At 74.5% G+C, this 24,177-nt stretch carries 23 protein-coding genes; 10 read left to right on the plus strand and 13 right to left on the minus strand.

Going from position 1 to position 24,177, the window contains the following annotated elements; translation table 11 throughout:
• Positions 1-14: 14 nt before the first annotated feature.
• The 4 genes from ACIQMV_RS23240 to ACIQMV_RS23255 form a co-directional block, all read right to left on the minus strand.
• A complete protein-coding gene (locus ACIQMV_RS23240) occupies positions 15-839 on the minus strand; it encodes a chitosanase (RefSeq protein WP_402595164.1) in 825 nt (274 codons plus the stop codon).
• Positions 840-937: 98 nt separating this feature from the next.
• The gene (locus ACIQMV_RS23245; RefSeq protein ID WP_402595166.1) at positions 938-3,697 is read right to left on the minus strand and encodes a SpoIIE family protein phosphatase; all 2,760 of its coding nucleotides are present in this window, start codon (positions 3,695-3,697) and stop codon (positions 938-940) included.
• A gap of 205 nt (positions 3,698-3,902) precedes the next feature.
• Positions 3,903-4,595, minus strand: coding sequence for a GAF and ANTAR domain-containing protein (locus ACIQMV_RS23250; protein WP_402595168.1), 693 nt, complete (start codon positions 4,593-4,595; stop codon positions 3,903-3,905).
• 253 nt (positions 4,596-4,848) lie between these two features.
• Positions 4,849-5,313, minus strand: coding sequence for a hypothetical protein (locus tag ACIQMV_RS23255; protein WP_253265966.1), 465 nt, complete (start codon positions 5,311-5,313; stop codon positions 4,849-4,851).
• Positions 5,314-5,597: 284 nt separating this feature from the next.
• Between ACIQMV_RS23255 and ACIQMV_RS23260 the strand changes: the two genes are divergently transcribed.
• The gene (locus ACIQMV_RS23260) at positions 5,598-6,059 is read left to right on the plus strand and encodes an SRPBCC family protein (protein WP_402595170.1); all 462 of its coding nucleotides are present in this window, start codon (positions 5,598-5,600) and stop codon (positions 6,057-6,059) included.
• A 2-nt stretch (positions 6,060-6,061) separates the two neighbouring features.
• Here the strand turns inward: ACIQMV_RS23260 and ACIQMV_RS23265 are convergent, their stop codons facing one another.
• The 5 genes from ACIQMV_RS23265 to ACIQMV_RS23285 all read right to left on the minus strand — a co-directional run bounded on the left by ACIQMV_RS23265 (position 6,062) and on the right by ACIQMV_RS23285 (position 10,924).
• A complete protein-coding gene (locus ACIQMV_RS23265; RefSeq protein WP_402595220.1) occupies positions 6,062-6,883 on the minus strand; it encodes a fructosamine kinase family protein in 822 nt (273 codons plus the stop codon).
• 125 nt (positions 6,884-7,008) lie between these two features.
• Entirely contained in the window at positions 7,009-7,473 is a 465-nt protein-coding gene (locus ACIQMV_RS23270) for a low molecular weight protein-tyrosine-phosphatase (protein ID WP_402595171.1), read from the minus strand.
• Between the two features lie 34 nt (positions 7,474-7,507).
• Positions 7,508-8,137 (minus strand): lipoprotein, encoded by a 630-nt coding sequence (locus tag ACIQMV_RS23275; RefSeq protein ID WP_402595173.1) that lies wholly within the window; start codon positions 8,135-8,137, stop codon positions 7,508-7,510.
• A 574-nt stretch (positions 8,138-8,711) separates the two neighbouring features.
• Positions 8,712-10,310, minus strand: a complete 1,599-nt coding sequence (locus tag ACIQMV_RS23280) for a glycerol-3-phosphate dehydrogenase/oxidase (RefSeq protein ID WP_402595175.1) — start codon at positions 10,308-10,310, stop codon at positions 8,712-8,714.
• Complete coding sequence (locus ACIQMV_RS23285) at positions 10,307-10,924, minus strand: TetR/AcrR family transcriptional regulator (protein WP_402595177.1); 618 nt, start codon at positions 10,922-10,924, stop codon at positions 10,307-10,309. The genes ACIQMV_RS23280 and ACIQMV_RS23285 overlap by 4 nt, the downstream gene beginning before the upstream one ends.
• A 113-nt stretch (positions 10,925-11,037) precedes the next feature.
• Here ACIQMV_RS23285 and ACIQMV_RS23290 point away from each other — a divergent pair, with 113 nt between their 5' ends.
• Together ACIQMV_RS23290 and ACIQMV_RS23295 are read left to right on the plus strand one after the other, a co-directional pair.
• Positions 11,038-12,633 carry an FAD-binding oxidoreductase gene (locus ACIQMV_RS23290; protein ID WP_402595179.1) on the plus strand — a complete coding sequence of 532 codons (1,596 nt, stop codon included), beginning with the start codon at positions 11,038-11,040 and terminating at the stop codon, positions 12,631-12,633.
• A gap of 75 nt (positions 12,634-12,708) precedes the next feature.
• Positions 12,709-13,590, plus strand: a complete 882-nt coding sequence (locus tag ACIQMV_RS23295; RefSeq protein WP_402595180.1) for a diacylglycerol kinase family protein — start codon at positions 12,709-12,711, stop codon at positions 13,588-13,590.
• Positions 13,591-13,645: 55 nt separating this feature from the next.
• On the opposite strand, the gene ACIQMV_RS23300 is transcribed toward ACIQMV_RS23295, so the two are convergent.
• Positions 13,646-14,011 (minus strand): transglycosylase family protein, encoded by a 366-nt coding sequence (locus ACIQMV_RS23300; RefSeq protein ID WP_141355331.1) that lies wholly within the window; start codon positions 14,009-14,011, stop codon positions 13,646-13,648.
• A 236-nt stretch (positions 14,012-14,247) separates the two neighbouring features.
• Here ACIQMV_RS23300 and ACIQMV_RS23305 point away from each other — a divergent pair, with 236 nt between their 5' ends.
• The 7 genes from ACIQMV_RS23305 to hypE all read left to right on the plus strand — a co-directional run bounded on the left by ACIQMV_RS23305 (position 14,248) and on the right by hypE (position 22,403).
• On the plus strand, positions 14,248-15,957 hold the full coding sequence (locus ACIQMV_RS23305) for an enoyl-CoA hydratase-related protein (protein ID WP_402595183.1): 1,710 nt from the start codon (positions 14,248-14,250) through the stop codon (positions 15,955-15,957).
• Positions 15,954-16,553, plus strand: coding sequence for a hydrogenase maturation protease (locus ACIQMV_RS23310; protein WP_402595184.1), 600 nt, complete (start codon positions 15,954-15,956; stop codon positions 16,551-16,553). Before ACIQMV_RS23305 ends, ACIQMV_RS23310 begins: the two co-directional genes overlap by 4 nt.
• A gap of 67 nt (positions 16,554-16,620) precedes the next feature.
• On the plus strand, positions 16,621-17,394 hold the full coding sequence (hypB, locus tag ACIQMV_RS23315) for a hydrogenase nickel incorporation protein HypB (protein ID WP_402595186.1): 774 nt from the start codon (positions 16,621-16,623) through the stop codon (positions 17,392-17,394).
• Entirely contained in the window at positions 17,391-19,832 is a 2,442-nt protein-coding gene (gene hypF, locus ACIQMV_RS23320) for a carbamoyltransferase HypF (protein WP_402595187.1), read from the plus strand. Before hypB ends, hypF begins: the two co-directional genes overlap by 4 nt.
• A gap of 3 nt (positions 19,833-19,835) precedes the next feature.
• Complete coding sequence (locus tag ACIQMV_RS23325; RefSeq protein ID WP_402595189.1) at positions 19,836-20,168, plus strand: HypC/HybG/HupF family hydrogenase formation chaperone; 333 nt, start codon at positions 19,836-19,838, stop codon at positions 20,166-20,168.
• Positions 20,168-21,328 (plus strand): hydrogenase formation protein HypD, encoded by a 1,161-nt coding sequence (hypD, locus tag ACIQMV_RS23330; RefSeq protein ID WP_402595191.1) that lies wholly within the window; start codon positions 20,168-20,170, stop codon positions 21,326-21,328. Before ACIQMV_RS23325 ends, hypD begins: the two co-directional genes overlap by 1 nt.
• An 85-nt stretch (positions 21,329-21,413) precedes the next feature.
• Positions 21,414-22,403: a hydrogenase expression/formation protein HypE gene (hypE, locus tag ACIQMV_RS23335; RefSeq protein ID WP_402595222.1), complete on the plus strand. Its 990-nt coding sequence runs from the start codon at positions 21,414-21,416 to the stop codon at positions 22,401-22,403.
• A 69-nt stretch (positions 22,404-22,472) separates the two neighbouring features.
• Here the strand turns inward: hypE and hypA are convergent, their stop codons facing one another.
• From hypA to ACIQMV_RS23350, 3 genes are all read right to left on the minus strand, one after another.
• Entirely contained in the window at positions 22,473-22,832 is a 360-nt protein-coding gene (hypA, locus tag ACIQMV_RS23340) for a hydrogenase maturation nickel metallochaperone HypA (RefSeq protein ID WP_402595192.1), read from the minus strand.
• 61 nt (positions 22,833-22,893) lie between these two features.
• Entirely contained in the window at positions 22,894-23,490 is a 597-nt protein-coding gene (locus ACIQMV_RS23345) for a DUF5947 family protein (protein WP_141355313.1), read from the minus strand.
• Positions 23,487-24,083: a NifU family protein gene (locus ACIQMV_RS23350; RefSeq protein WP_402595195.1), complete on the minus strand. Its 597-nt coding sequence runs from the start codon at positions 24,081-24,083 to the stop codon at positions 23,487-23,489. The genes ACIQMV_RS23345 and ACIQMV_RS23350 overlap by 4 nt, the downstream gene beginning before the upstream one ends.
• Positions 24,084-24,177 lie beyond the last annotated feature (94 nt).

The raw sequence follows: 24,177 nt of genomic DNA on the forward strand, positions 1-24,177 counted from the left end.
GGTCCGCCGCGGCGTCAGCCGATGCGGTAGCCGTCCCCGTACACCTTCCAGTCCAGCGGCGGTTCCAGATCGAGGTTGCCCTGGCGCAGGAAGACCCGCTGCCCGGTGTCGACCCTGCTGGTCTCACGGTGGGCCGGCTCCTGTCGCATGGCCCACAGGCGTGCGTCGAGGAACGCGTTCAGATACGTCACCTCGTCGCCGCCCCGGGCCGGGGGGAGGGCCGTGCGCAAGGCCCGCTCGCGGATGCCGCGGAAGCCGGTCAGGCCACCGCCGCCGTGCATCACGATCGCGTCGTAGTAGGCGAACTGGCCGAGTGCGCGCAGCCCGTCGGCCTTGCCCTGTGCGATGGCCGGGTCGAAGTAGACGCGGTCGCGCTCGTCGTTCTGGGCCCGCTGGAACGCGGTGTCCCGCGCCGCCCGGCGCCAGTCCTCGGGGAAGCCGGGGTCCAGTCCCCCGTGCGAGTCGGTGCCGTGGACGCGGCGCAGTGCCGGGAGGTACCCGGCCAGTACGTTGCGCGGCCTGCGGTCGGTGTAGTGCCGCACCAGGCCGAGCATGTCGCCGGTGCCGGAGCAGAAGCCGACGATGCCGGCCGTGTAGCCCCGTCCGTCGCCGAGGTCCTCGATGTACGCGTACTGGGCCTTCCAGTCGAGCGTGGAGTTCTCCGCGCTCGACACCAGTTTCATGGCGATCTCCTTCTTCGCGGGGCTGTCCAGGCCCGGGGCTGCGGCGACGCCCCGGGCGCCGAGGAGCGGGAGGGCGACGAGCGAGCCGCCGATCAGGGCGAGGACGCTGCGGCGGGCCGCGCCGGCCGGCGCGGTCGTTCCGGGGGTGTCGTGCACCAAAAGGGCTCCAAGTGACTCGACTGTGGCAGAGGTGGCAGAAGAAGTGGCAGAGGTGGCAGAAGTGGCAGAGGTGGGAGAGGCGGGGAGAAGGCGCCTCAGGGCAGCGGCTGCTCGGCCCATATGGCCTTGCCGGTGGGCGTGTAGCGGGTGCCCCACCGCTCGGCGAGCTGCGCGACGAGGAACAGCCCGCGGCCTCCCTCGTCCGTGCTCGCCGCATAGCGCAGGTGCGGGGAGGTGTTGCTGCTGTCGAAGACCTCGCAGATCAGGGCGCGGTCACGCAGCACCCGGACCCGGATGGGTTCGGCGCCGTACCGGATCGCGTTGGTGACCAGCTCGCTCAGGATCAGCTCGGTGGTGAACGTCAGCTCCTCCAGCCCCCACTCCGCCAGCCGCCGGCTCACCGCCGCGCGCACGTCCCCGACGGCCGCCGCCTCCCCGGGCACGTCCCACTCGGCGACCTGCCCGGGCCCCAGGGCACGGGTGCGGGCGACGAGCAGCGCGATGTCGTCCACCGGCCGGAACGGCCGCCGGACGTCCAGGACGGCCCGGCACGTGTCCTCCGGCGACTCGCCGGCGGAGGCGAGAGCGGTGCGCAGCTCCTCGAGGCCCGTGTCGATGTCCCGCTCCCGGTCCATCACGAGCCCGTCCGTGTACAGGACCAGCCGGCTGCCCTCCGCCAGCTCCAGCTCCGCCGTCTCGAACGGCAGCCCGCCCAGTCCGAGCGGGGGGCCGGCGGGCACGTCGGGGAACGTCACGTCCCCGTCGGGCCCGACCACGGCGGGCGGCGGATGGCCGGCGCGGGCGACCGCGCACCGGCGCGAGACCGGATCGTAGATCGCGTACATGCAGGTCGCGCCGGTGACGGGCACGCCGGCACTGTCCGCCGTCTCGTCCTGGTCGATACGGCCGACCAGCTCGTCCAGCAGCCCGAGCAGCTCCTCGGGCGGCAGGTCCAGGGCGGAGAAGTTGCTGACCGCGGTCCGCAGCCGCCCCATCGTGGCCGCGGCGTGCAGCCCGTGGCCGACCACGTCGCCGACGACGAGCGCGACCCGCGCCCCGGACAGCGGCAGCACGTCGAACCAGTCCCCGCCCACGCCCGCCTGCGCGGGCAGATAGCGGTAGGCGATGTCCAGCGCGTTCTGCTCGGGCAGGCTGCGCGGCAGCAGGCTGCGCTGAAGGGTGACCGCCAGCCCGTGCTCGCGGGTGTAGCGGCGGGCGTTGTCGATGGAGACGGCGGCCCGGGCGACCAGTTCCTCGGCGAGGGCCAGCTCCTCGGAGTCGAAGGGCTCGTCCTTCTCCGACCGCCAGAAGCTGACCAGGCCCAGCACCAGATTGCCCGCCCGCACGGGCACGCTGATCAGGGAGTGGATGCCGAACGCCAGCACCCGCTCGGTGCGCTCGACGTCCTGGGCCTGCCAGCCCGGGGCCGCCTCCAGCCGGGGCTCGAGGACCGCCCGGCGGGTCTTCAGGCTGAGTGCCTGCGGAGTGGAGGGGACGAAGCGGATCTCCTGCCCCAGCGGGTAGAGCGGTGTGTTCTCGCGGATCCCGGCGCAGGCCGTACGGCGCAGCGCGGCCCCCGGATCCGGGTCCTCGCCGGCCAGCACGGCGTCGTACAGGTCCACGGTGGCGAAGTCCGCGAACCGGGGAACGGCGACCTTGACGAGTTCCTCCGCGGTCCGGGCCACGTCCAGGGTCGTGCCGACGCCCACCCCGGCGTCGTAGAGCAGGCTGAGCCGCTCCCGCGCCTGTTCCGCCCGGCCGGACAGGGCGCGCAGCTCCGTGGAGTCGCGCAGCGTGGCCACACTGCCCGACGGGCCGCCCGGCATGTCCGTGGGCCGCTGGTTGACCGCCAGCAGCCGGTCGCCGACCCGGTGCACCTCGTCGGTGGCGATCCGGCCGGAGGCCAGTAGTTCGGCGGTCCCGGGGTCGAGTCCGAGGTCGAGCACGGGCCGGTGCTCGGCGTCCTCGGGCAGGCCGAGCAGTCGCTGCGCCTCGTCGTTGGCCAGCAGCAGCCTTCCGTCGTCGCCGACGATGATGACGCCTTCCCGCACGGAATGCAGCACCGCGTCGTGGTGCTCGTACATCCGGGTCATCTCCCGGGGGCCGAGCCCGTGGGTCTGGCGCAGCAGCCGGCGGGTGACCAGCGCGGTCCCCGCCGTGGCCAGGGCCAGCGCCACGGCCGCGGCGCCCAGGACGACCGGCAGCTGCCGGTCCGCGAGGCCGCCGGCGTTCCTGGTGGTGATGCCGGCCGACACCAGGCCCACCACCTTGCCGTCAGGCGCCCGGACCGGTACCACGGCCTGCACCAGCGGCCCGAGCGTCCCGTCGACCTGCTCGACGACCGTGCCGCCGGCCAGCGCGGGCCGGATGGTGCCGACGAACGTCTGGCCGATACGGTCCGGCTCGGGGTGGGTGTAGCGGACCCCCTTGCTGTTCATCACGACGAGGAAGTCGACGTGCGCCTCCTTGCGGGCCGCCTCGGCCCGCGCTTGCAGCACCGCCGTCGGGTCCGGGGCGGCGAGCGCCTCCCGGGTGCCCGGGGCGTTGGCGAACGTCTCGGCGACGGCGAGCGAGCGGTTGCGGGCCTCCTGGTCGCTGTCGTGCCGCACCTGAAGCACCAGCGCCACCACGGCCGCCGCGACCAGCAGCACCACGATGGCGACCTGGAGCAGGAACACCTGCCCGGCGACGCTGCGCCCGCCGAGCGATCGCAGCCCGGACGGTCTGCTCCGCCCCGATCGGCCATGCCCGGCCAGCTCGCGCGCCCGCCGGGCTGGGCCGGACGCGAGCTGGAGACGCCGTCCGCTGGGACGGCGGGCCGACCGGGAGCCGGTACGACCCGGGAGTCGGACCATGAGCCATGTCTACACTGCCGCGCCGCGTGAGGCGAGAGGCAGTCACTCCCTCGGTCACGAGGGCGGGCAGGCGGCGGCCGCGCGAGCGGCGCCACCCGAACGCGCGTTCCTGCCCCCCGGATATGACCGAGACACCACTCACCGGCCGCACAGCAGCACCCGCCTGGGGATGGTGACGGGGGAGCCCCGGCCCGCTCGGCCCGTGTCAGCTCCGCTTGGGGGCGTCGGTACGGATGGTCTGCGCGACGTCGCGGATCTTGATGTTGTGGTGCTGGGAGATGCGGCGCAGGACGGCGAAGGCGTCCTCCTCGCTCAGGCCGTGGCGCTCCCGCAGGATGCCCATGGCCTCACCGATGGCGTGCCGGGTGTCCAGCGCGTGTTCGAGCTGGTCGACGGTTCTGGCGCCCGCCACGGCGACGGCGGCGTGCGAGGCGAACAGCCAGCCGGCGGTCTCGCTGTCCTTGGTGAAGGAGCCGGGACGGCTGGAGTAGAGGTTGAGCGCACCGAAGTCCTGGTCGTGGGTGTACAGCAGGAAACCCATCATGCTGCCGATGCCCAGTTCGCGGGCGGCCGGCGCGTACCGCGGCCACGTCGGCTGCGGCTGCGTGAGGTCGGCGATGCGGAAGAGGCGGTCCCCGTCGACGCGGCGGGCCGCGTCGAAGCAGGGGCCCTCGCCGACCTCGCCCTGCAACCGGTCGGACTCCTCGACCATGTCCCCGCGGGCGGCCAGCGTCACGGCGCGCCCCTTGCGCAGGGCCAGGATCCCGGACGCCTCGCACCCGTCGATCAGCTCGACGGCCGCCCGGACGATCTCGTCGAGCGTCTCCTGCGCGGAGTCCTGGGCCAGCAGGCGCCGGGCCAGCTGGGCCATCTGTTCGGCGAACTCGCGCCAGTCCATCCGCACCCGCCCTTCTCCCCGCCGTGCGCGCCGGTGCGCACGGGGCATCGCCCGTAACCGGCCGGCATGCGCAGCGTACCCCGCGGTCACGTGCGTATCCGGGCCGCACCGATCATGGTCCGGGCACGTGATGGTCCCGCGCACGTCCACGACTCGGCCCCGCACGCCGATGCCCCGGCCGCGTGGGCCGGGGCATCGGGATGCGGGGCGGTCGGGGACCGAAACGGGCGTCGGCCGTCCGGTGCCCGCGGGGTCAGGCGCCCCAGGTGCCCTGGTTGACGGCGCAGTTCCAGCCGGAGCCGTGCAGGGCGAACTTCACCTTGTAGGTCCTGGTGTTCAGCAGGTGCGTCCGGACCTTGAAGCCGAGGCTCGCCTTCCCCTTGAAGGTCGTGGTGCGGACCGTCACGGTCTGCGAGGTCCTGTGGCTGATCTTGCCGCCCTTCGGCGTCGCCGAGCCGAAGCGGATGTTCTTGACGTTGGTGACCGTGAACGTGACGTTCTTGAACTTCTTCGTGGTCTTGCTCTTGATGCCGAAGTACAGGCCGCCGTTGGTCACCCACCCGTTGTGGTCCACGTAGAAACGGGACGGGTAGACGATGTTGATCGGGCAGCCCGAGCTCTGCGGTGCGGCGGTCGCCGCGGAAGCGGCCCCGGCGAAGCCCAGCTGAGCGGCGGTGAGGACCCCGGCCGCGGCCAGCGCCGCGACGGTCGTGCGCATGCGGTTCACTGAGGTGACACCTTCCCCCTACGGCCCTCACGGACCGGACCGACATGGCGTGCGGCGTCCCCGTGGGACGCTCCGCGCCACTGTGACGCCGTATTTCTTAGCACGCGGGAAAAGTGCGGGAGCAACACCTGTGACTCCAGGGCCACTTGGTGACAAAACCGGGACAATCGTGAGGCACCGGCCTTGCCGGTCCGTTCCTGTCCGGTCCCGTCCGTTCCCGCCCTCTCTCGTCCGGTCGGTCCCGGATCCGGGTGCCGCGTGTGTACGTTGCTGCCATGTATGCCACACGGGTCTCACGGCGGGTGCAGGCGTCTCCCGCCGCCGTCTACCGGGCCCTCACCGACCCGGACGCGGTGGCGGGATGGCGCGTCCCCGACGGCATGACCGCTCATGTCCACGCGTTCGACGCCCGTGAGGGCGGCACGTTCCGGGTGTCCCTCTCGTACGACGAGCCGGGCGCCCGGGGCAAGTCCGGTGCCCGCACGGACACCTACCGCGGGCACTTCGCCCGGCTCGTACCCGATCGGCTGGTGGTCGAGGTGCTCGCGTTCGAGACCGACGAGGACGCCCTGCACGGCACGATGACGATGACCACGTCACTGGCCGAGGTGGACGGCGGGACGGAGGTCGTGATCGTGCACGAGGGCATCCCCGACGAGGTGCCGCGCGCGGACAACGAGCTGGGGACGCGCATGGCTCTGGACAACCTCGCCCGGCTGGTGGAGGGCGAACGGTAGGGTCACCCGCCGGCGCCGCGGGCCGCGGCGACCGCCTGTTCGGCGTACCCGCGTCCGAAGAGCACCGTGTGCACCAGCAGCGGGAAGAGCTGGTGCAGCCCGACGCGGCTGGCCCAGCCGTCGGCGAGCGGCGCGACCTGCTGGTATCCGTCCAGGACGCGGTCCAGGTGCGGGCAGCCGAACAGCTGCAGCATCGCCAGGTCGGTCTCCCGGTGCCCGCCGTGCGCGGCCGGGTCGATCAGCCAGACCTCGTCGTCCGCGCCCCACAGCACGTTGCCGTTCCACAGGTCGCCGTGGAGTCGCGCGGGCGGTTCGGCGGGACCGGCCAGTTCGGGCAGCCGTTCCCGTACGCGTTCGATCACGGCCGCCTCGGCGGGGCGCAGGGTGCCGTCGTCGACCGCGCGGCGCAGATAGGGGAGCACCCGGTGCTCGGCGTACCAGCCCGGCCAGTCGGCGCCGGGAACGTTGCGCATCGGCGCGAGCCCGATGTACGCCTCCCGCGGCCCGCCGGGCGGAGCGGCACCGAACGCGGGCGCCCCGGCGGCGTGCAGGGCGGCCAGGTCACGGCCGAACCGCGCCGCCGCCCCTGGAGTGGGCCGGCCGGCTGGAACCCGGTCGGTGACCAGCCAGTGGCGGTCGTGGCCGTGCACGGCGGGGACCCGCACCGCGCCCGCCTCGGCGAGCCAGCGCAGCCCCGCGGCCTCGGCGAGCACCGCCTCCGGATCCTCATCGCGCTTGACCACGACCACCGCGCCGTCGTCGAGGGTCACCTCGGTGGGGTTCGCCGCCGACGGGCTGCGACCGGTCGCCGCACGCCCGGTCAGCCGGGCGGCCGCGGCGGCGGGATCCTCGCCGGAGCCGGAGCCGGAGCCGGAGCCGGAGCCGGAGCCGGAGCCGGAGCCGGAGCCGGAGCCGGAGCCGGAGCCGGAGCCGGGCGGCGGACGGCCGGTCACGCGGGCAGGCGCTCGCGCACCCAGTCGAGCAGGCCCGGGGTCGCGGCCTCGATCATGGCCAGCGCCTGCTCGAACCCCTCCGGGCCGCCGTAGTACGGGTCGGGTACGTCCAGGTCCCCGGTCGCGTCCGGGTCGAAGGAGCGCAGCAGCCGCACCCGGGACGGGTCGTCGACGAGCCGGCGCAGCGCCTTCTCGTGACCGCGGTCCATGGCCAGCAGCAGGTCGGCGTCCAGGTGCTCGGCGCCGACCTGGGCGGCGACGTGCCGGACCGGGTAGCCCTTCCGGGCCAGTACCTCACCGGCCCGCTCGTCGATGGCCTCCCCGGCGTGCCACGGGCCGATGCCGGCGCTGCTGACCCGGACCTCGTCCGTGAACCCCGCCCGGCGCAATCGCTCGGCGAACACGAGCGCCGCGGACGGCGACCGGCAGATGTTCCCGCTGCAGACGAAACAGATGTGCACGGCCCCCAGAGTACGGGCCCCCTCCGGAAGCCGCTCAGGCGTTGCGCAGGGTCCTCCTGGCGAGTTCGTAGGCGGGGAGCATCTGCTCGTGTTCCTCGGTGTCCATGCCGCCGAGGTGCAGGACCACGGGGCCCTGGGCGGTGCCGACGGCCAGGGCGCGTTCTTTCTTCGGCTCGTCCAGCAGCTCGCTCGTCCGCGCGTACTCGACTTCGACGCCTTCGAGCCCGCCCGTCGTGAACGAGCGGTACGTCTCCTCGCTCACGTCCTCCTCGGCGGCCACGAAGGCCCGCAGTACCGTTCTCGCGTCCCCCGCGCCCGGGGGACCGGTGAACACGCGGAGGAAACCGATGTTCCCCGCGGGCTTGGCGTCGACCTCGCACACGGTGGTCACCGGGCCCTGGCGCAGCAGCGCGTCCGCGACCTCCTCGCCGGCGGGGGAGTCGCCCGCCGCCGCCGGATCCACCGCCCCGGCCTTCCAGTCCTCGGCGATGTCGAAGGTGACGGGAAGCTCGCACACCGAGCCTCGGGCCCCGATCGTGCCCCCGCTGCGGACCGACGTGCCTGTCGCGTCCGTCGCCTCCGCCGGTCGCCCGGTGGAAGCGCCTTCCCGCGAGGTCCCCGAACACGCCGTCAGCGCCGCGCTCAGCAGCAGCGCCACCACCATGGTCGAACCCCGCCGTGCCGTCCCCGCCCGACCCCGCACCGCTCTCTCCCCTCCTCGCCGGCGCGTCACTGTAACCGGTTGCGGCCCGGAGGCCTTGAGTGGCCTCGCCCGGGTCCGCGGCCGGGGCGCCCGGCGTGATCCTTTGCGCCGCGGCCCCGCCACGCTGGAGGAGGTCATCTCCCTCCTGAGTGCCCACCGCGTCCGGGAACGCTTACCCGCCGGGGTCTTGGCCGGTACACGTACGTACGGCCTCCGGGCCGCCTCCCGGCGGGTACCGCCACTCCTCGCCGCATGCGATGGTGGCGGAGGCCACGCCCCGGAGGCGGCCTGGTTCATACTGCTCGGCCTGGGGCGCGGACTACCGTTTCACGTAGTCCCTTTTGCTCGTGAACGGCTCGAACGGTCCGGCAGTGCACGAAGATCTCTCCCCGCTCATCGCGGCGACCACCCATTGGCTGACCAGCGCGTACCCGGCGTCCGGCGGCGCGCTGGCCTCCGCGCTGTGCGAGGCGCAGGCGCGCCAGGCGGTGACGGCCGCGGCCCGTTCAACGGGCGTCCCGCGTCGACCGCCGGTTCACCGGGAGCCCAGTGTCTCGCCCAGCACCTCGCGCGCGGCTTCCAGTGCTGTCGTGCGGTCGGACGGTACGAGGCCGATCCGGGTGCGGCGGTCCAGGAGGTCGGACTCGTCGAGGGCACCCTCCTGGCGTACGGCCCACAGGAGTTCGGCGCGGGTGACGGGGTGGCCCTCCAGCACGGGTGCGCGCAGGCGTGGGTCCCGGGTGCCCAGGGCATGGACGGCCGGCGCCTCCGTGCCGTAGCGCCGGACCAGGCGGTGCGGGGCGCGGAGCGCGGCGAGGATCCGCGGTGACGCGGCGCCGACGAGGGGGAGGGCGGCCGTGGGGGAGGGCCCCGCGCCGAGTCCGTGCGCGGCGACGGCGGTGTCGACGGCGTCCTCGGCCATGCGCCGGTAGGTGGTGAGCTTGCCGCCCACCACGGTGACCACACCGTCCGGCGAGGTGAGCACCGCGTGCCTGCGGGAGATGTCCGAGGTCCGGGGCGCCGGGGCGGATCCGGTCGTCGGCGTGGTGTCCAGCAGGGGACGCAGGCCCGCGAAGGCGCCGGCCACGTCGTCGCGGCGTATCGGCACGTCGAGGGCGGAGGCCAGCACGTCGAGCAGGAAGCCGACGTCGGACTCGGGGACCTCCGGCACGTCCGGGACGCCGCCCTCGACGGGCTCGTCTGTGAGCCCGGCGTAGACCCGGCCGTCGTCCTGCGGCAGGACCAGGACGAAGCGGTTGGTCTCCCCGGGGACCGGGATGTGCAGCCCGGCCGGCAGGGGACCGAGCAGGCCGGAGCGCAGCACGAGGTGGGTGCCGCGGGAGGGCCGGATCCGGATGCCGTCCACCAGGCCGCCCGCCCACACTCCGGAGGCGTTGATCACGGCGCGGGCCCGGATCTCGCCCTCCTCGCCGGTCAGTTCGTCACGCACCCGGGCGCCGGAACCGGTGAGTTCCAGGGCCCGGACCCGGGTCAGGACGCGGGCGCCGCGAGCCGCCGCCGTACGGGCGATCGCGGTCACCAGGCGGGCGTCGTCGGTGAGCCGCCCGTCCCAGGACAGCAGACCGCCGCGCAGCCGGGTGCCGCGCACGGCGGGTGCGAGATGGCGGGTCTCCACGGCGGACAGCCTGCGCGGCACCGGCAGGGTGGCACGGGCGGTGCGCGCCGCCAGCCGCAGTCCGTCGCCCGCGCGGAAGCCGGCCCAGGCCAGGGCGGCCTGGCCGCGCGAGACCAGCGGCGTGAGGGGCAGGACGAACGGCTGGGCGGCGACCAGATGGGGAGCGGTGCGTTCCATCAGCACGCCGCGTTCGACCGCGCTCTCGTGGGCGACGTCGAACTGGGCGGAGGCGAGGTAGCGCAGTCCGCCGTGGACGAGTTTCGAACTCCAGCGGGAGGTGCCGAAGGCCAGGTCGTGGGCGTCGATCGCGGCGACGCTCAATCCGCGCGCCGCGGCGTCCAGGGCGGCCCCGGCGCCGGTCGCGCCGAGACCTACGACCAGGACGTCCACGGCCGGACCGCCGACGGTCCGGGCCAGTTCGCGGGCGCGGCGGGCGGCGGTGAGCGAGGTGCCCGGAGCCGTCTGCGCGGGGACGGCCGGGTCGTTGCCGAAGCTCATGGCGTCAGGGTCCTCTCCAGGATGGTCCGCAGTTCCGCGAGGAAGGCCTCGCCGTCCAGTTCGGGCTCGTCCTCCTCGGTCATGGTGCGCAGCGACAGCGTGAAGGACTGCACGACCAGCAGCAGGGACCGAGCCTGCCGCTCGGTGTGACCGGCGCGCACCGACCCGTCGGCGTGGCCCTCGCGCAGGTGTCCGGCGAGCAGGGAGAGCAGGGCCTCCTGGCTGGCTCCCCGGCGGTCCAGCACATAGGGGAGGAGCAGTTCGGGGTCCACGTCGACGATCTTGAGGAAGAGCGGGTGGGCGCGGAACGCCCTCACCCCGGCCACGAGCCCGTCGACGATCAGCGCGCGCGCGTTCGTCCCGGGCCTGCGCTCCGGCATCGCCCCGACGGCCACGGCGATCCACTCCCGCGTCATCAGGTCGCCGACGAGGGACCGCACATCGGGCCAGCGGCGGTAGAGCGTCATCCGGGACACGCCCGCGCGGCGGGCCACGTCCGTCAGGGTCGTACGCCGGACGCCGACGGCCAGGACGCAGTCGCGCACGGCGTCGAGTACGGGATCACCGTCCGAGTGGTCCGGCCGGTCCGAACCGTTGTGACGAATAGGCGTCATGTGTCACAGTGTAACGCCTGCGGTCGCGTCACGGCGCACCGCGGAACACGGCACCCACACGGCAACTCGGAACACCGCACCCCTCCTTCGACACGACCGGTGAGGAACACCCCATGGACATGCTGTGGAGCGGCTGGGGCGACCCGGCCAGGGCCACACCGCTGCCCGAGCCGGTGACCGGACTCCTGCGCGACGTGCTCGGCGTCAAGTCTCGCGAGGCCGGTCCGGTCGCCCTGGAGGAGATCCGCGTCCCCGCCTCGCCGCTGACCGCGGACGCGCTCCGCGCCCTGGGCGAGGCCGTGGGCGACGAGGCGCACGTCCGCACCGACGCCGAGTCCCGGATCCGCCACACCCGCGGCAAGTCCACCCCGGACCTGCTGCGCATCAGGGACGGCGACGTCACCGACGTCCCGGCGGCCGTGGTGCTCCCCGCGGACCACGACGACGTACTCGCCGTGCTGCGCGCCTGCGCCGCCCACGGCCTGGCCCTCGTTCCGTTCGGCGGCGGCACCTCCGTCGTCGGCGGTCTCGCCCCCGAGCGCCGCCGCCCCTTCGTCGCCCTGGACCTGCGCCGTATGAACCGGCTGCTCGCCCTGGACCCGGTCTCCCGCACCGCCACCCTGCAAACGGGCCTGCGCGCCCCGGACGCGGAGGCGCTGCTGGCCGAACACGGCTTCACCCTCGGCCACTTCCCCCAGTCCTACGAGTGGGCCACCCTCGGCGGGTTCGCCGCCGCCCGCTCCAGCGGCCAGGCCTCGGCCGGATACGGCCGCTTCGACGACATGGTGCTCGGCCTCACCCTCGCCACCCCCGAGGGCACCGTCGAGGCGGGCCGCGCCCCGCGCTCGGCGGCCGGACCCGACCTGCGCCAGCTCGTCCTCGGCTCCGAGGGCGCGTTCGGTGTCATCACCGCGGTGACCGTGCGCCTGTGCCCCCTCCCGCAGACCCGTGTGTACGAGGGCTGGCGCTTCGCCTCCTTCGAGGAGGGCGCCGCCGCCCTGCGACGGCTCGCCCAGGACGGGCCGCGCCCGACCGTGCTGCGTCTGTCCGACGAGACCGAGACCCTGATCGGCCTCGCCCAGCCCGACGCCATTGGAGCCCTGGACGTCCGGCAGGGCACCGGCTGCCAGGCGATCGCGGGCTACGAGGGCACCGCGGAGGACACCGCCCACCGCAGGCGACGTGCCGCGGCCGTGCTGCGCGAGTGCGGCGGCACCCACCTGGGCGAGGAGCCGGGGGAGCGCTGGGCGCACGGCCGCTACTCGGCGCCCTACCTGCGCGACTCCCTCCTGGACGCCGGCGCGTTCGCCGAGACGCTGGAGACCGCCGCGTTCTGGTCCCGGATCCCCGGGCTGTACGCCTCCGTCCGCGGGGCGCTGACCGCCACGCTCACCGAGTCGGGCACCCCGCCCCTGGTGATGTGCCACATCTCGCACGTCTACGAGAACGGCGCCTCGCTGTACTTCACCGTGGTCAGCGCCCAGGGCGAGGATCCGGTGGCGCACTGGGCGCCCGCCAAGCGGGCCGCGAACGAGGCCATCCTCGCCGCGGGCGGCACCATCAGCCACCATCACGGGGTGGGCACCGACCACCGGGACGGGTACGTCCGGGAGGCCGGGCCGCTCGCCATCGAGGCCCTGCGGGCCGTCAAACGCCGACTGGACCCCGACGGACTGCTGAACCCCGGCGTTCTGCTGCCCCTCGACTGACCCCGGCTGCCCCTCGGCCGCCCCCGGCCCGTACCGCCCGCGACCGCCCCCCTTTCCGTCCCGGAGGCCCCACCGATGCGACAGTTCACCGCCATCGTCAACCCCACCGCGGGCGGATCCGCCGGGGCCGCGGCGCTGCTGCGGGTGGCCAGGCTGCTCAGGGAGGCCGGCGCCGGAGTGGAGACCGAGTACAGCCGTAGTCTCGCCCACGCCCAGGACCTCGCCCGCCTGGCCGGGGAGCGCGACCGCGTCGTGCTCGCCGTGGGCGGCGACGGCATCGCGGGCGGTATCGGCGGAGCCCTGAGCGGCAGCGGCGCACTCCTGGGCCTGGTCCCGGCGGGCCGCGGCAACGACTTCGCCCGCGCACTGGAACTACCCGCCGATCCGGCGGAGTTGGCCCGGATCCTGCTGCACAGTGCCCCGCGCCGCGTCGACACCATCGAGGTGGAGTCGGCCGCGCACCCGCGCAGTGTCGTCCTCGGCAGCGTGTACGCGGGCGTCGACGCGCTCGCCAACCGGCACGCGAACAACTCCCGGCTGCTGCGCGGCGCCGCCTCCTACTACGCGGGCGGGCTGCGCGCCGTGGCCACTTGGCGGGCGGCGACCTATCACGTCACCGTCGACGGCGAGGAGCACATCCACCGCGGCTACACCGTGGTGGCCGCCAACTCCGCCTACTACGGCTCCGGTCGCATGATCGCGCCCGGCGCCCGCGTCGACGACGGCCTGCTCGACGTGGTGATGATCCGCGAGGCGCCGCGCCGGCTCTTCTTCGCGCTGATGAACGAGCTGAAGTCGGGCGCGCACGTCGAGCGCCCCGAGGTGCGGATCCTGCGGGGCAGACGGATCCGTGTCGCCGCCGACCGCGAGGTGCCCTACGGCGCCGACGGCGAGGTCGGGGCGGTCCTTCCCGTCACGGCCCGCGTGCTGCCCGGTGCGCTCTCCGTGCTCTGCTGACCGCCCGTCGGCTCAACCGGGGGCCGGGAGCGATACTTGGACGGCCGAGGCGCCGTCAGGAGCAGCCCCACGCCGACATCCCCTGGAGGACGGCCAGTCGCCCGGCCACCCTGATCTGCTGTCTGCGCGAAGCCAGGTCCGCTCGGCGCGCGTACTTCAGCCCTCCCGCGGCTTTCCAGCTGGACTGGCGGAACTGGAGCCCGCCGTAGTACCCGTTGCCGGTGTTCGCCTTCCAGTTGCCGCTGGACTCGCACGCGGCGATGGCGTCCCAGTCGGGACCCGGACCGGCGGCCGGGAGTGCCGTCGCCTGGGGTCCGCCGGCCAGTGCCGCGGTGGTCGCCGCGGCCAGCAGGGTCCCGCGCAGCGCGCGGCGGCGAAGGCGGCGACCGGGGGCCCTGTCGATGTTCTGCTGACAGATCATGCGCAGACTGTTACACCAGGCGAACGGAAAGTGGTGAAGTGGCGCGCCGGGCGCCTGTCCGCCGGGGCGCTGTCGGCCGCTGAGTCCGTGACCGCGCCGTCGAGGAGGACCGGTGCCCCGCGATCCGGATGGAGGAGGAGATCTGACGCGGACGGCGGACGGGGTCTGACGCAGACGGACGAACGCCCCGCCGGGTTCCTTCCCGGAGCCCCGTGAACCGGCCACCATGCCGCGTCATGGACATTCTGCTCGTCGTCAGCGCGTTCAACAGCCTGTCGCAGCGCGTCTACGCCGAACTGGCGGACCACGGCCACCACGTCGACGTCGTGCTCGCCAGGCCCGGCCCCGACGCCGTCCGCGCCGCCGTCGCCGAGACGAAGCCGGAACTCGTCATCGCGCCGATGCTCAAGACCGCGCTGCCCGACGACGTGTGGCGGGAGCACACCTGCCTCATCGTGCACCCCGGCCCACCGGGCGACCGGGGCCCCTCCGCGCTGGACCGTGCGATCGCCGACCAGGTGCCCGACTGGGGCGTGACGGTCCTCCAGGCCGAGGCGGCGATGGACGCCGGCGACATCTGGGCGGCCATGCCGTTCCGCACGGAGCCGGTCGGCAAGAGCGACCTGTACCGCAACGAGGTCTCCGACGCCGCCGTGGCCGCCGTACTCCTGGCCGTACGGCGCTACGCCGAGGGCTCCTTCAAACCGCTGCCGCAGAGCGACCCCGCCACCCACGTCGTCTGGCGCGGCTTCCTGCGCCAGGAGCGGCGCCGCGTCGACTGGGAGCACGACAGCACCGCGACCGTGCTGAACAAGCTGAGAGGCGCCGACTCGCAGCCCGGAGTCCTCGACGAACTCCTCGGCCGTGAACTGTTCCTGCACGGCGGCCACCCGGAGGACCAACTGCGCGGCCGCCCCGGAGAGCTGCTCGCCACGCGGGCGGGAGCGGTGTGCCGTGCCACCCGGGACGGCGCCGTGTGGATCCCGGAACTCAGGCCGCGCAAGAACTCCGGCGACCCGGCCCCCTTCAAACGCCCGGCCGCCTCGGTCCTCGGCCCGACCGGTCTCCCCGAGGCGGCCGTACCGCTCGAACTGCCCCCGGGGCGGCGCACCTGGACGGACATCCGCTACCGGCAGCGCGGCGACGTCGGCTTCGTCACCTTCTCCTTCCCCGGCGGCGCGATGAGCGCCGACCACTGCCGCAGACTGCTCGCCGCCTACCGCCACGCCCTCACCCGCTCCACCCCGGTACTCGTCCTCGGCGGCGCCCGCGACTTCTTCTCCAACGGCATCCACCTGAACGTCATCGAGGCGTCCGACGACCCGGCCGCCGAGTCGTGGGCCAACCTCAACGCCATGGACGACCTGGTCGAGGCGGTGCTGCACACCACCGACCGGCTGGTCGTCGCCGCGCTCGGCGGCAACGCCGCCGCGGGCGGCGTCATGCTCGCCCTCGCCGCCGACGAGGTGTGGTGCCGCACCGGCGCCGTACTCAACCCGCACTACCGCAGGATGGGCCTGTACGGCTCGGAGTTCTGGACGTACACCCTGCCGCGCCGGACCGGCACCGGGACGGCCGGACGGCTGACCACCGAGGCCCTGCCGGTGAGCGCCGCCACCGCGCACGGCCTCGGCCTGGTGGACCGTCTCGTGCCCGTTCCCGCGGGGGAGTTCACCGCCGAGGTCGACCGCATGGCCGCCGGACTCGCGGACGCACCCGACCTCGGCCGGCGGATCGACGCCAAGATGGCGGCCCGCGCCCGCGACGAGGCGGTACGGCCGCTCGCCGAGCACCGGCGCGCCGAACTCGCCCGGATGCGCGACATCTTCTTCGACCCCGCCGCCCCCTACCACGCGCTGCGCTCGGCATTCGTCCGCAAGCTGCCCGGCGCCTGCGCCCGCCCCCTGTCCGCGACCGGCGCCCCGCTCACCGGAGGCACCCGATGACGCCGCCCGGCACCCGGCTCCTGGTCGCCGGCGTCGGCAACATCTTCCTCGCCGACGACGCCTTCGGCCCCGAGGTGATCCAGGCCCTCGGCTCGCGCCCGCTGCCGGCCGGGGTCCGGGTGCGGGACTTCGGCATCCGCGGCCTGGACCTCGCCTACGAACTGCTGGACGGCTACGACACGGCCGTCCTGGTCGACGCGGCGCCGCGCGGCCACCGGCCCGGCACCCTGTCCCTGATCGAGGCGGAACTCCCCGACCCCGAGGCCGGCGCGGCGGCCCCGCCGGAGGCCCACGGCATGGACCCGGCCAAGGTGCTGGCCCTGGCCGCGCACCTGGGCGACGGGCCCCTCCCGCGCGTCCTCGTGCTCGCCTGCGAGCCCCAGGTGCGGCCCCGCGGCGACGAGGACATCATGGCCGGGCTCAGCGACCCGGTGCGGGAGGCCGTCGTCCCGGCCGTCGAGGCCCTGCACACCATGGTCCCGGTGCTGCTCGCCGACCCCGCGGCCACCCCGCCGTTGGTCCGCACGGAGGAATCCGCCCCCGCGCACACGGCTGCGCTCCCGCACCTCGCCACCGAAGAGGCCGAAGATCGGTGAGGGGCCCCGCAACCCTCCCCCCGTCCTCCCCGCCCCCGCCCCTGAACCGACCCCGAGGAGCAGCGCCATGTGCCGGTCCGTCGACATCAAGCAGGCCGTCCTCGCCAGGAACGACGATCTCGCCGCCACCCTGCGCGGCGACCTGGCCCGGCAGGGCGTGGCCGTCGTCAACCTGCTGTCCAGCCCCGGCAGCGGCAAGACCGAACTCCTCGGCCGGGTGCTGGCCCGCGCCGTCGAACGCGGCGTGCCGGTGGCCGCGCTGACCGCGGACCTGGCGACCGAGAACGACGCCCGCCGGCTGGCCCGCTCCGGCGCCCCGGTGCAGCAGGTGCTCACCGACGGACTCTGCCACCTGGAGGCCCGGCAGGTCCGCACCCGGCTGGAGGGCTGGCTGCCCGAGGGCACAGCGGTGCTGTTCGTGGAGAACGTCGGCAACCTCGTCTGCCCCGCGTCGTACGACCTCGGCGAGACCCTGCGCATCGTCCTGATGGCGGTGACCGAGGGCGAGGACAAGCCGCTGAAGTACCCCACCGCGTTCGGCTCCGCCCACCTGGTCCTGGTCACCAAGACCGACCTGGCCGAGGCCGCCGGCTTCGACGAGACCGCCTTCCGCACCCATGTGCGGCAGGTCAACCCCGGGGTGGAGATCGTACGGACCTGCGCGCGCACCGGCGACGGCGTCGACACCGTCCTGGACCGGGTGCTGGCAGCCCGCGACGGAGCCCCGCAGCACCGGCCCCCGCTCACCCCGCACCCCCACGGCCACGACCACGCCGCCGACGGTGAACAGGCCCACGACCACCACACGCAACCGCACCCGGCGACCACCCCCGCCTCATGACCGCACCCGTCACCGGTTCGGTGCGCCGCCGGCTCACCGTGCGCGGCACCGTGCAGGGCGTGGGCTTCAGGCCCTACGTGCACCGCCTCGCCGCCGACCTGGCGCTGGCCGGCTTCGTGAGCAACACCGCCGCCGGCGTGCTGATCGAGATCGAGGGCCCCCCGGACGACGTCACCCGGTTCTGCGAGCGGCTGGCCCGGCAACCACCCCCGCTGGCCGCCGTCACCGGCATCGGTCTGGAGGACCTTCCCGCCACCGGCGCCACCGGCCCGTTCGCCATCCACGCCACCGAACACGCGCCGGGACGCACACACCTCCCGCCCGACACCGCGACCTGCGCCGACTGCCTGCGCGAACTCGCCGCCCCGGGCGACCGCCGCCACCGGCACCCGTTCATCACCTGCACCCACTGCGGCCCCCGCTTCACCATCGCCACCGCCATGCCGTACGACCGCGCGGTCACGACCATGGCCGGCTTCCCGATGTGCCCCGCCTGCGCCCGGGAGTACACCGACCCCGCCGACCGGCGCTTCCACGCCCAGCCCGTGGCCTGCCCCGACTGCGGCCCCCGGCTGCGCCTGGTCCCCGCAGCGGGCAGCGGGGACCGCCCGGCCCGGGACACGGACGCCCTTGCGGCGGCCCGGGCCCTGCTCGCCGCCGGACGGATCGTCGCCGTCAAGGGCGTCGGCGGCTACCACCTGGCCTGCGACGCCGCCGACACCCACGCGGTCGCCACCCTGCGGGCGCGCAAGGAACGCGGCGGCAAGGCGTTCGCCGTGATGTGCGCCGACCTCGCCGCCGTCGAGCGGATCGCCGACCCCACCGACCGCGAACGGGCCACGCTCACCAGCCCGGCGCGGCCCATCGTCCTGCTGCGCCGGCGCGCACGGCCGGACGGGCTCCGCCTGTCCGACGAGGTGTGCCCGGGCAGCCCCCACGTCGGCGTGATGCTGCCCTACACCCCCGTGCACACCCTGCTGTTCGGGCTGCCCGGCGATCCCCCCGGCCCGCGCGTGCTGGTGATGACCAGCGGCAACCGCTCCGGCGAACCGATCGTCACCGACGACGAGGAGGCGCTGACCCGGCTCGCCGGGCTCGCCGACGCCTGGCTCGCCCACGACCGGCCCATCGCCTCCCCCTGCGACGACTCCCTTCTGCGGGTACGCCCCGACGGCACCGAACAGGTGCTGCGCCGCTCCCGCGGCTACACGCCCCGCCCGCTGCTCCTGCCGATCGCGGTGCGCCCCGCGCTCGCCGTGGGCGGTGACCTGAAGAACGTCCTGTGCGTCGGCGACGGCGAGCAGGCCTGGTTCGGGCCGCACGTCGGCGACATGGGGGACCTCGCCACCCAGGAGGCCGCCCGGCGGGCGGAACGGCACCTGCTGCGCCTGACCGGAGTGACGCCCGCCCTGGTCGCCGCCGACCGCCACCCCGGCTACCACTCGGCCCGCTGGGCACGCCGCCGCGCCGCCGGACTCCCGCAGCCGGAGCCCGTACTCGTCCAGCACCACCACGCCCACATCGCCTCGGCGATGGCCGAGCACGGCCTCGACGGCACCACGCCCGTCATCGGTGTCGCCTTCGACGGCACCGGGTACGGCGACGACGGCACCGTCTGGGGCGGCGAGTTCCTGCTCGCCGACTACACCGGCCACCGCCGCTTCGCCCGGCTGACCCCCGCCCCGCTGCCCGGGGGCGACGCGGGTGTGGCCAACCCCTGCCGGCTCGCCCTGGCCCGGCTGTGGGCCGCGGGACTGCCCTGGGACCCCCGCCTGCCCAGCGTCGTCGCCTGCGCACCCGACGAACGGTCGCTGCTCCGGCGGCAGTTGGAGCGCGACCTGGCCTGCGTGCCGACCTCCAGCACGGGCCGGCTCTTCGACGCCGTGTCCTCCCTCGCGGGCGTGTGCCACCGCGCGGGATACGAAGCACAGGCCGCGCTGGAACTGGAGGCGGCCGCGACCCTGGCCCGGGACGCCGACAGCGCGGCGTACCCCTTCGCCATCACCGAAGGACCCGGCCCCCTCGGCTGCGACCCGGCGCCCATGCTGCGGGCGCTCCTCGACGACCAGCGGCGCGGCACCCCGCCGCCGGTCCTCGCGGCCCGCTTCCACCGGGGCCTCGCGCGGGCCGTCGCGGAGATCTGCCACCGCGCCCGCGCGGCCACCGGCCTGACCACCGCCGTCCTCAGCGGCGGTGTCTTCGCCAACGGCTTGCTGGAGGACGAGTGCGCCGGGCTGCTCACCGCGGACGGCTTCACCGTCCTGCGCCACGGCGAAGTCCCCCCGAACGACGGAGGACTGGCTCTCGGACAGCTCGTGGTCGCGACACACGAGCGGCACCACCGGCGGCGCCCGGAGCCGCCGTATGAGCCGACCGGGCCGGGGCCCGCGCGAGAGCCGCGGGGCCGGCGGACGACAGACAGCGACGAGACGGAGTGACCCATGTGTTTGGCAGTGCCCGGCAAAGTCGTGGCCATCGACCACCGTGCCGATCCGCTCACCGGTCTGATCGACTTCGGAGGGGTGCAGAAACAGGCGTGCCTCGAGTACCTGCCCGATGTGCGGGTGGGGGAGTACGTGATCGTCCACGTCGGGTTCGCCCTCCAGCGCCTGGACGAGGAGTCGGCCCGTGCGTCCCTGGAGCTGTTCGAGCAACTGGGGCTGCTGGAGGAGGAGTTCGGTGACGCCTGGGTGCAGGCGGCCGAGCAGGCCGGCGACCCGGCCCCGCAGGCGCCCGGGGCCGAGGAACGCGAGAAGAGCGGGAGTGAGACCTGATGAAGTACATCGACGAGTTCAACGACCCCGGACTGGCCCGGCGGCTGCTGGACGAGATCCGGGCGACGGTCACCCGGCCGTGGGCGCTGATGGAGGTCTGCGGCGGCCAGACCCACTCGATCATCCGGCACGGCATCGACCAGCTGCTGCCCGAGGAGGTCGAGCTGATCCACGGCCCCGGCTGCCCGGTGTGCGTGACCCCCCTCGAAGTCATCGACAAGGCACTGGCGATCGCCGCCCGCCCCGACGTGATCTTCTGCTCGTTCGGCGACATGCTGCGGGTGCCGGGCACCGACCGGGACCTGTTCCGGGTCAAGGGCGAGGGCGGGGACGTACGGGTGGTGTACTCGCCGCTCGACGCCCTCCGGCTCGCCCGGCAGCACCCGGACCGGCAGGTGGTGTTCTTCGCCATCGGCTTCGAGACGACCGCTCCCGCCAACGCCATGGCCGTGCACCAGGCCCGTCGCCTGGGCCTGGACAACTTCAGCCTGCTGGTCTCGCACGTCCGGGTGCCACCGGCCATCGAGGCGATCATGACGGCCCCGGCCTGCCGGGTGCAGGGCTTCCTCGCCGCCGGGCACGTGTGCAGCGTCATGGGCACGGCCGAGTACCCGGACCTGGCCGAGCGGCACCGGGTGCCGATCGTGGTCACCGGCTTCGAACCGCTCGACATCCTCGAAGGCATCCGCCGGGCCGTCCACCAACTCGAGCGCGGCGAGCACCGGGTGGACAACGCCTACCCGCGCGCCGTGCGCGAGGCGGGCAATCCGGCCGCCCTGAGCATGCTCGAGGAGGTCTTCGAGGTCGCCGACCGGGCCTGGCGCGGCATCGGACGCATCCCCGCCAGCGGCTGGCGGCTCTCCGACGCCTACCGCGCCTACGACGCCGAGCACCGCTTCGACGTCGGGGGCATCCGCACCGAGGAGCCCGCGGTGTGCCGTGCGGGCGAGATCCTCCAGGGGCTGATCAAGCCCACCGAGTGCTCCGCGTTCGGCACCACCTGCACCCCGCGCACCCCGCTCGGCGCCACCATGGTCTCCAGTGAGGGCGCCTGCGCCGCCTACTACCTGTACCGCCGGATGACCGGACAGGCCTCACCGGGCGCCCCGGCGCCGCAGGGCTCCCGCATCCCGCAGGAGGAGATGAACCCCGTTGGCTGAACTGGCTTCCGCGGCGGCCGACGCCCCCGTCGACCCGGCGAACTGGACCTGCCCCGCCCCCCTGGGCGACCAGCCGGTCGTGGTGATGGGCCACGGCGGAGGCGGCGCCCTGTCCGCCGAACTGATCCAGGACGTCTTCGCCCCGGCCTACGGCAACCCCGTCCTCGCCACCATGGGCGACTCCGCCGTCCTCCACCTCGGTGGCGCCCGGCTGGCGTTCTCCACCGACTCCTACGTCGTCAGGCCGCTGTTCTTCCCGGGCGGCAGCCTCGGCGACCTGGCGGTCAACGGCACCGTCAACGACCTGGCGATGAGCGGCGCCCGGCCCTCCTACCTCTCCGCCGCCTTCGTGCTGGAGGAGGGCGTGGAGCTGACCGTGGTCGACCGGATCGCGCGCGCCATGGGCGCGGCCGCCGAAGCCGCGGGAGTCACCGTGGCCACCGGCGACACCAAGGTGGTGGAGGCCGGACACGGCGACGGCGTGTACGTCACCACGGCCGGGGTCGGTGTCGTCCCCGAGGGAGTGGACATCCGCCCGCAGCGCGCCCGGCCGGGCGACGCCGTCATCGTCAGCGGCCCGATCGGCCTGCACGGCGTGGCGATCATGAGCGTCCGGGAGGGCCTGGAGTTCGGCGTCGAGATCGCCAGCGACACGGCGCCCCTGGGGGACCTGGTCGCCGCCATGCTGGCCGTCACCCCGGACATCCACGTGCTGCGCGACCCCACCCGGGGCGGTCTCGGTGCCTCCCTCAACGAGATCGCCCGCGCCTCCGGCATCGGAGTCCGGCTGCGTGAACGCGCCATCCCCGTCCCCGAGGCGGTCGCGAACGCCTGCGGATTCCTCGGCCTCGACCCGCTGTACGTCGCCAACGAGGGCCGGCTCGTCGCCTTCGTGCCGCCCACCGAGGCGGAGGCCGTCCTGGAGGCGATGCGTGCCCACCCGCAGGGCGGCGGAGCCGTGCTCATCGGCGAGTGCGTCGCCGACCATCCCGGCATGGTGGTCGTCGCCACCGGCCTCGGCGGAACCCGGGTCGTCGACCTGCCCCTGGGGGAGCAACTGCCGCGCATCTGCTGACCCGTAGGGCCGGACAGCCCCGCCGGTGCGTCGTGCACCGGCGGGGCCGTCCGGCCCCCTGGCGGCCCGTCAGGGCGCGGGCGACGGCGCGGGCTCGATGGCGGTGATCTCCAACTCCCGCCCGGTGCGCAGGTCCCGCGACGGTCGATCGCAGTGCGGGCACCAGAAGAACGGGGGCATCCCGACCGGGAACTCCGTGTCGCACGGGACGCAGTAGGCGTGCGCGGTCACCTGCTCGACGACGAGCCGGGCCCCGGCCAGGGCGGTGCCCTCCCGGGCGACCTCGAAGGCGAAGCTCAGCGCGTCGGGTACGACCCCGGCCAGCTCGCCCACCCGCACCGTCACCACGGAGACGGCGCCCGTTCCCTCGGCCCGGGCGACCTCGTCGGCCTGTTCCACGATGGCGGTCGCGATCGACAACTCGTGCACGTCGGTCAGCTCCGATCGGCCAGTTCCGTTCGGCCAGTTCCGTTCGGTCAGTTCTGTTCGGTCAGTTCTGTTCGGTCAGCTCCGCGAAGAACTGCTCCACGGCGGGCCACACCCGGCCCCCGCCGGACATGCCACGCCACTCGCGGCGGACCACGGCCAGCATCCGGAAGCAGTCGTCGACGGGCACGATCCAGTGGTGGTCCAGACCCTGGACGGTGTTGACGAGAAACGCCTCCACATCGGGCTCCATGGAGGCGAGTTCGGGGAACCGGGTGGTCAACCGCCGCCAAGCCGCCGCGTCCACCTCCCACCGCATGGCACCCGCCGGGCTCGGGCCCTCCGCGGTGACCGTGCCGTCGGCGCGCGGCACGAAGAAGACCAGACCGACCGGCACTCCTAGCGCCGCCGTGTCGACGTGCGGAAGCCGCACCCGGCGCCGGGGGACGAGCCGGTAGTGCCCGCCGCCCGACCCGTCCTCGGCGAAGAGCACCGAACAGGGGCCGCAGGCGCACCGCACCTCGGCCTCGGCGGTGTCGTAGAGGTGGCGGTGGTCCTCGGGCACCGGCGCGGCGCACAGATCGCACACCTCGCCCGGTGCCGCGGAGGCCCGGCCGGCCGAGGAGCGGATGAGGCGGGCCAGCGCTCCGTCCCCGGTCACCGTGGCTCCTGCGAGCGTGGCGCACCCCGGCGCGCGAGTGTCTCCAGGGGGACGAACGCGGGAGCCGTCCGCCGCTCGGACGCGCCGGGCACCGCCTCCACCGCCGCCACTTCCGGAGCGGCGGCGAGCACGGCCGCACGGACAGCGCCGGTCACGTCGTCCGTGGCGCCGCCGCACCCGGAACCGCATCCGCCGCCGCCCGTGGTCACCCGCACCCGGGCCACCTGTTCCTCCAGGCCCATCCACTCGACGTCGCCGCCGCGCTCCCTCACGGCCGGGCGCAGCCGTTCGACGGCGCGCGCCGCCCTGCGCTCGGCCGGCTCGGGGTGGATCTCGTGCAGGACCAGCAGGTGGCCCACCAACTCGTCCTCGGCCAGACGCGCCGTCAGTTCACCGTCCGCGCGGTCGAGGACGCGGCCCAGCGCCTCGCCGTAGACCTCGGTCAGCAGCCACACCGCCTCCAGGGCGGACCGCACGGTCGGCCCCGGAGCGGACTCGAGCCCCGCGAGGAGTTCGTCGAGCCGGGCGAGCCGCGCCTCCACGTCCGGGTCCGCGAGCCGGCCGGACCGGGCGCCCTGCTCCGTGTCAGGCATGTTCGGCTCCGTAGGTGGGGGTGTGGGTGGTGGTGAGGGTTTTGCCGTTGCCGAGGTACATGTGGACGCCGCAGGGGAGGCAGGGGTCGAAGCT

Origin of the sequence: Streptomyces sp. NPDC091412, from assembly GCF_044756885.1 — a bacterium.
In the GTDB taxonomy this organism is placed as follows: domain Bacteria; phylum Actinomycetota; class Actinomycetes; order Streptomycetales; family Streptomycetaceae; genus Streptomyces.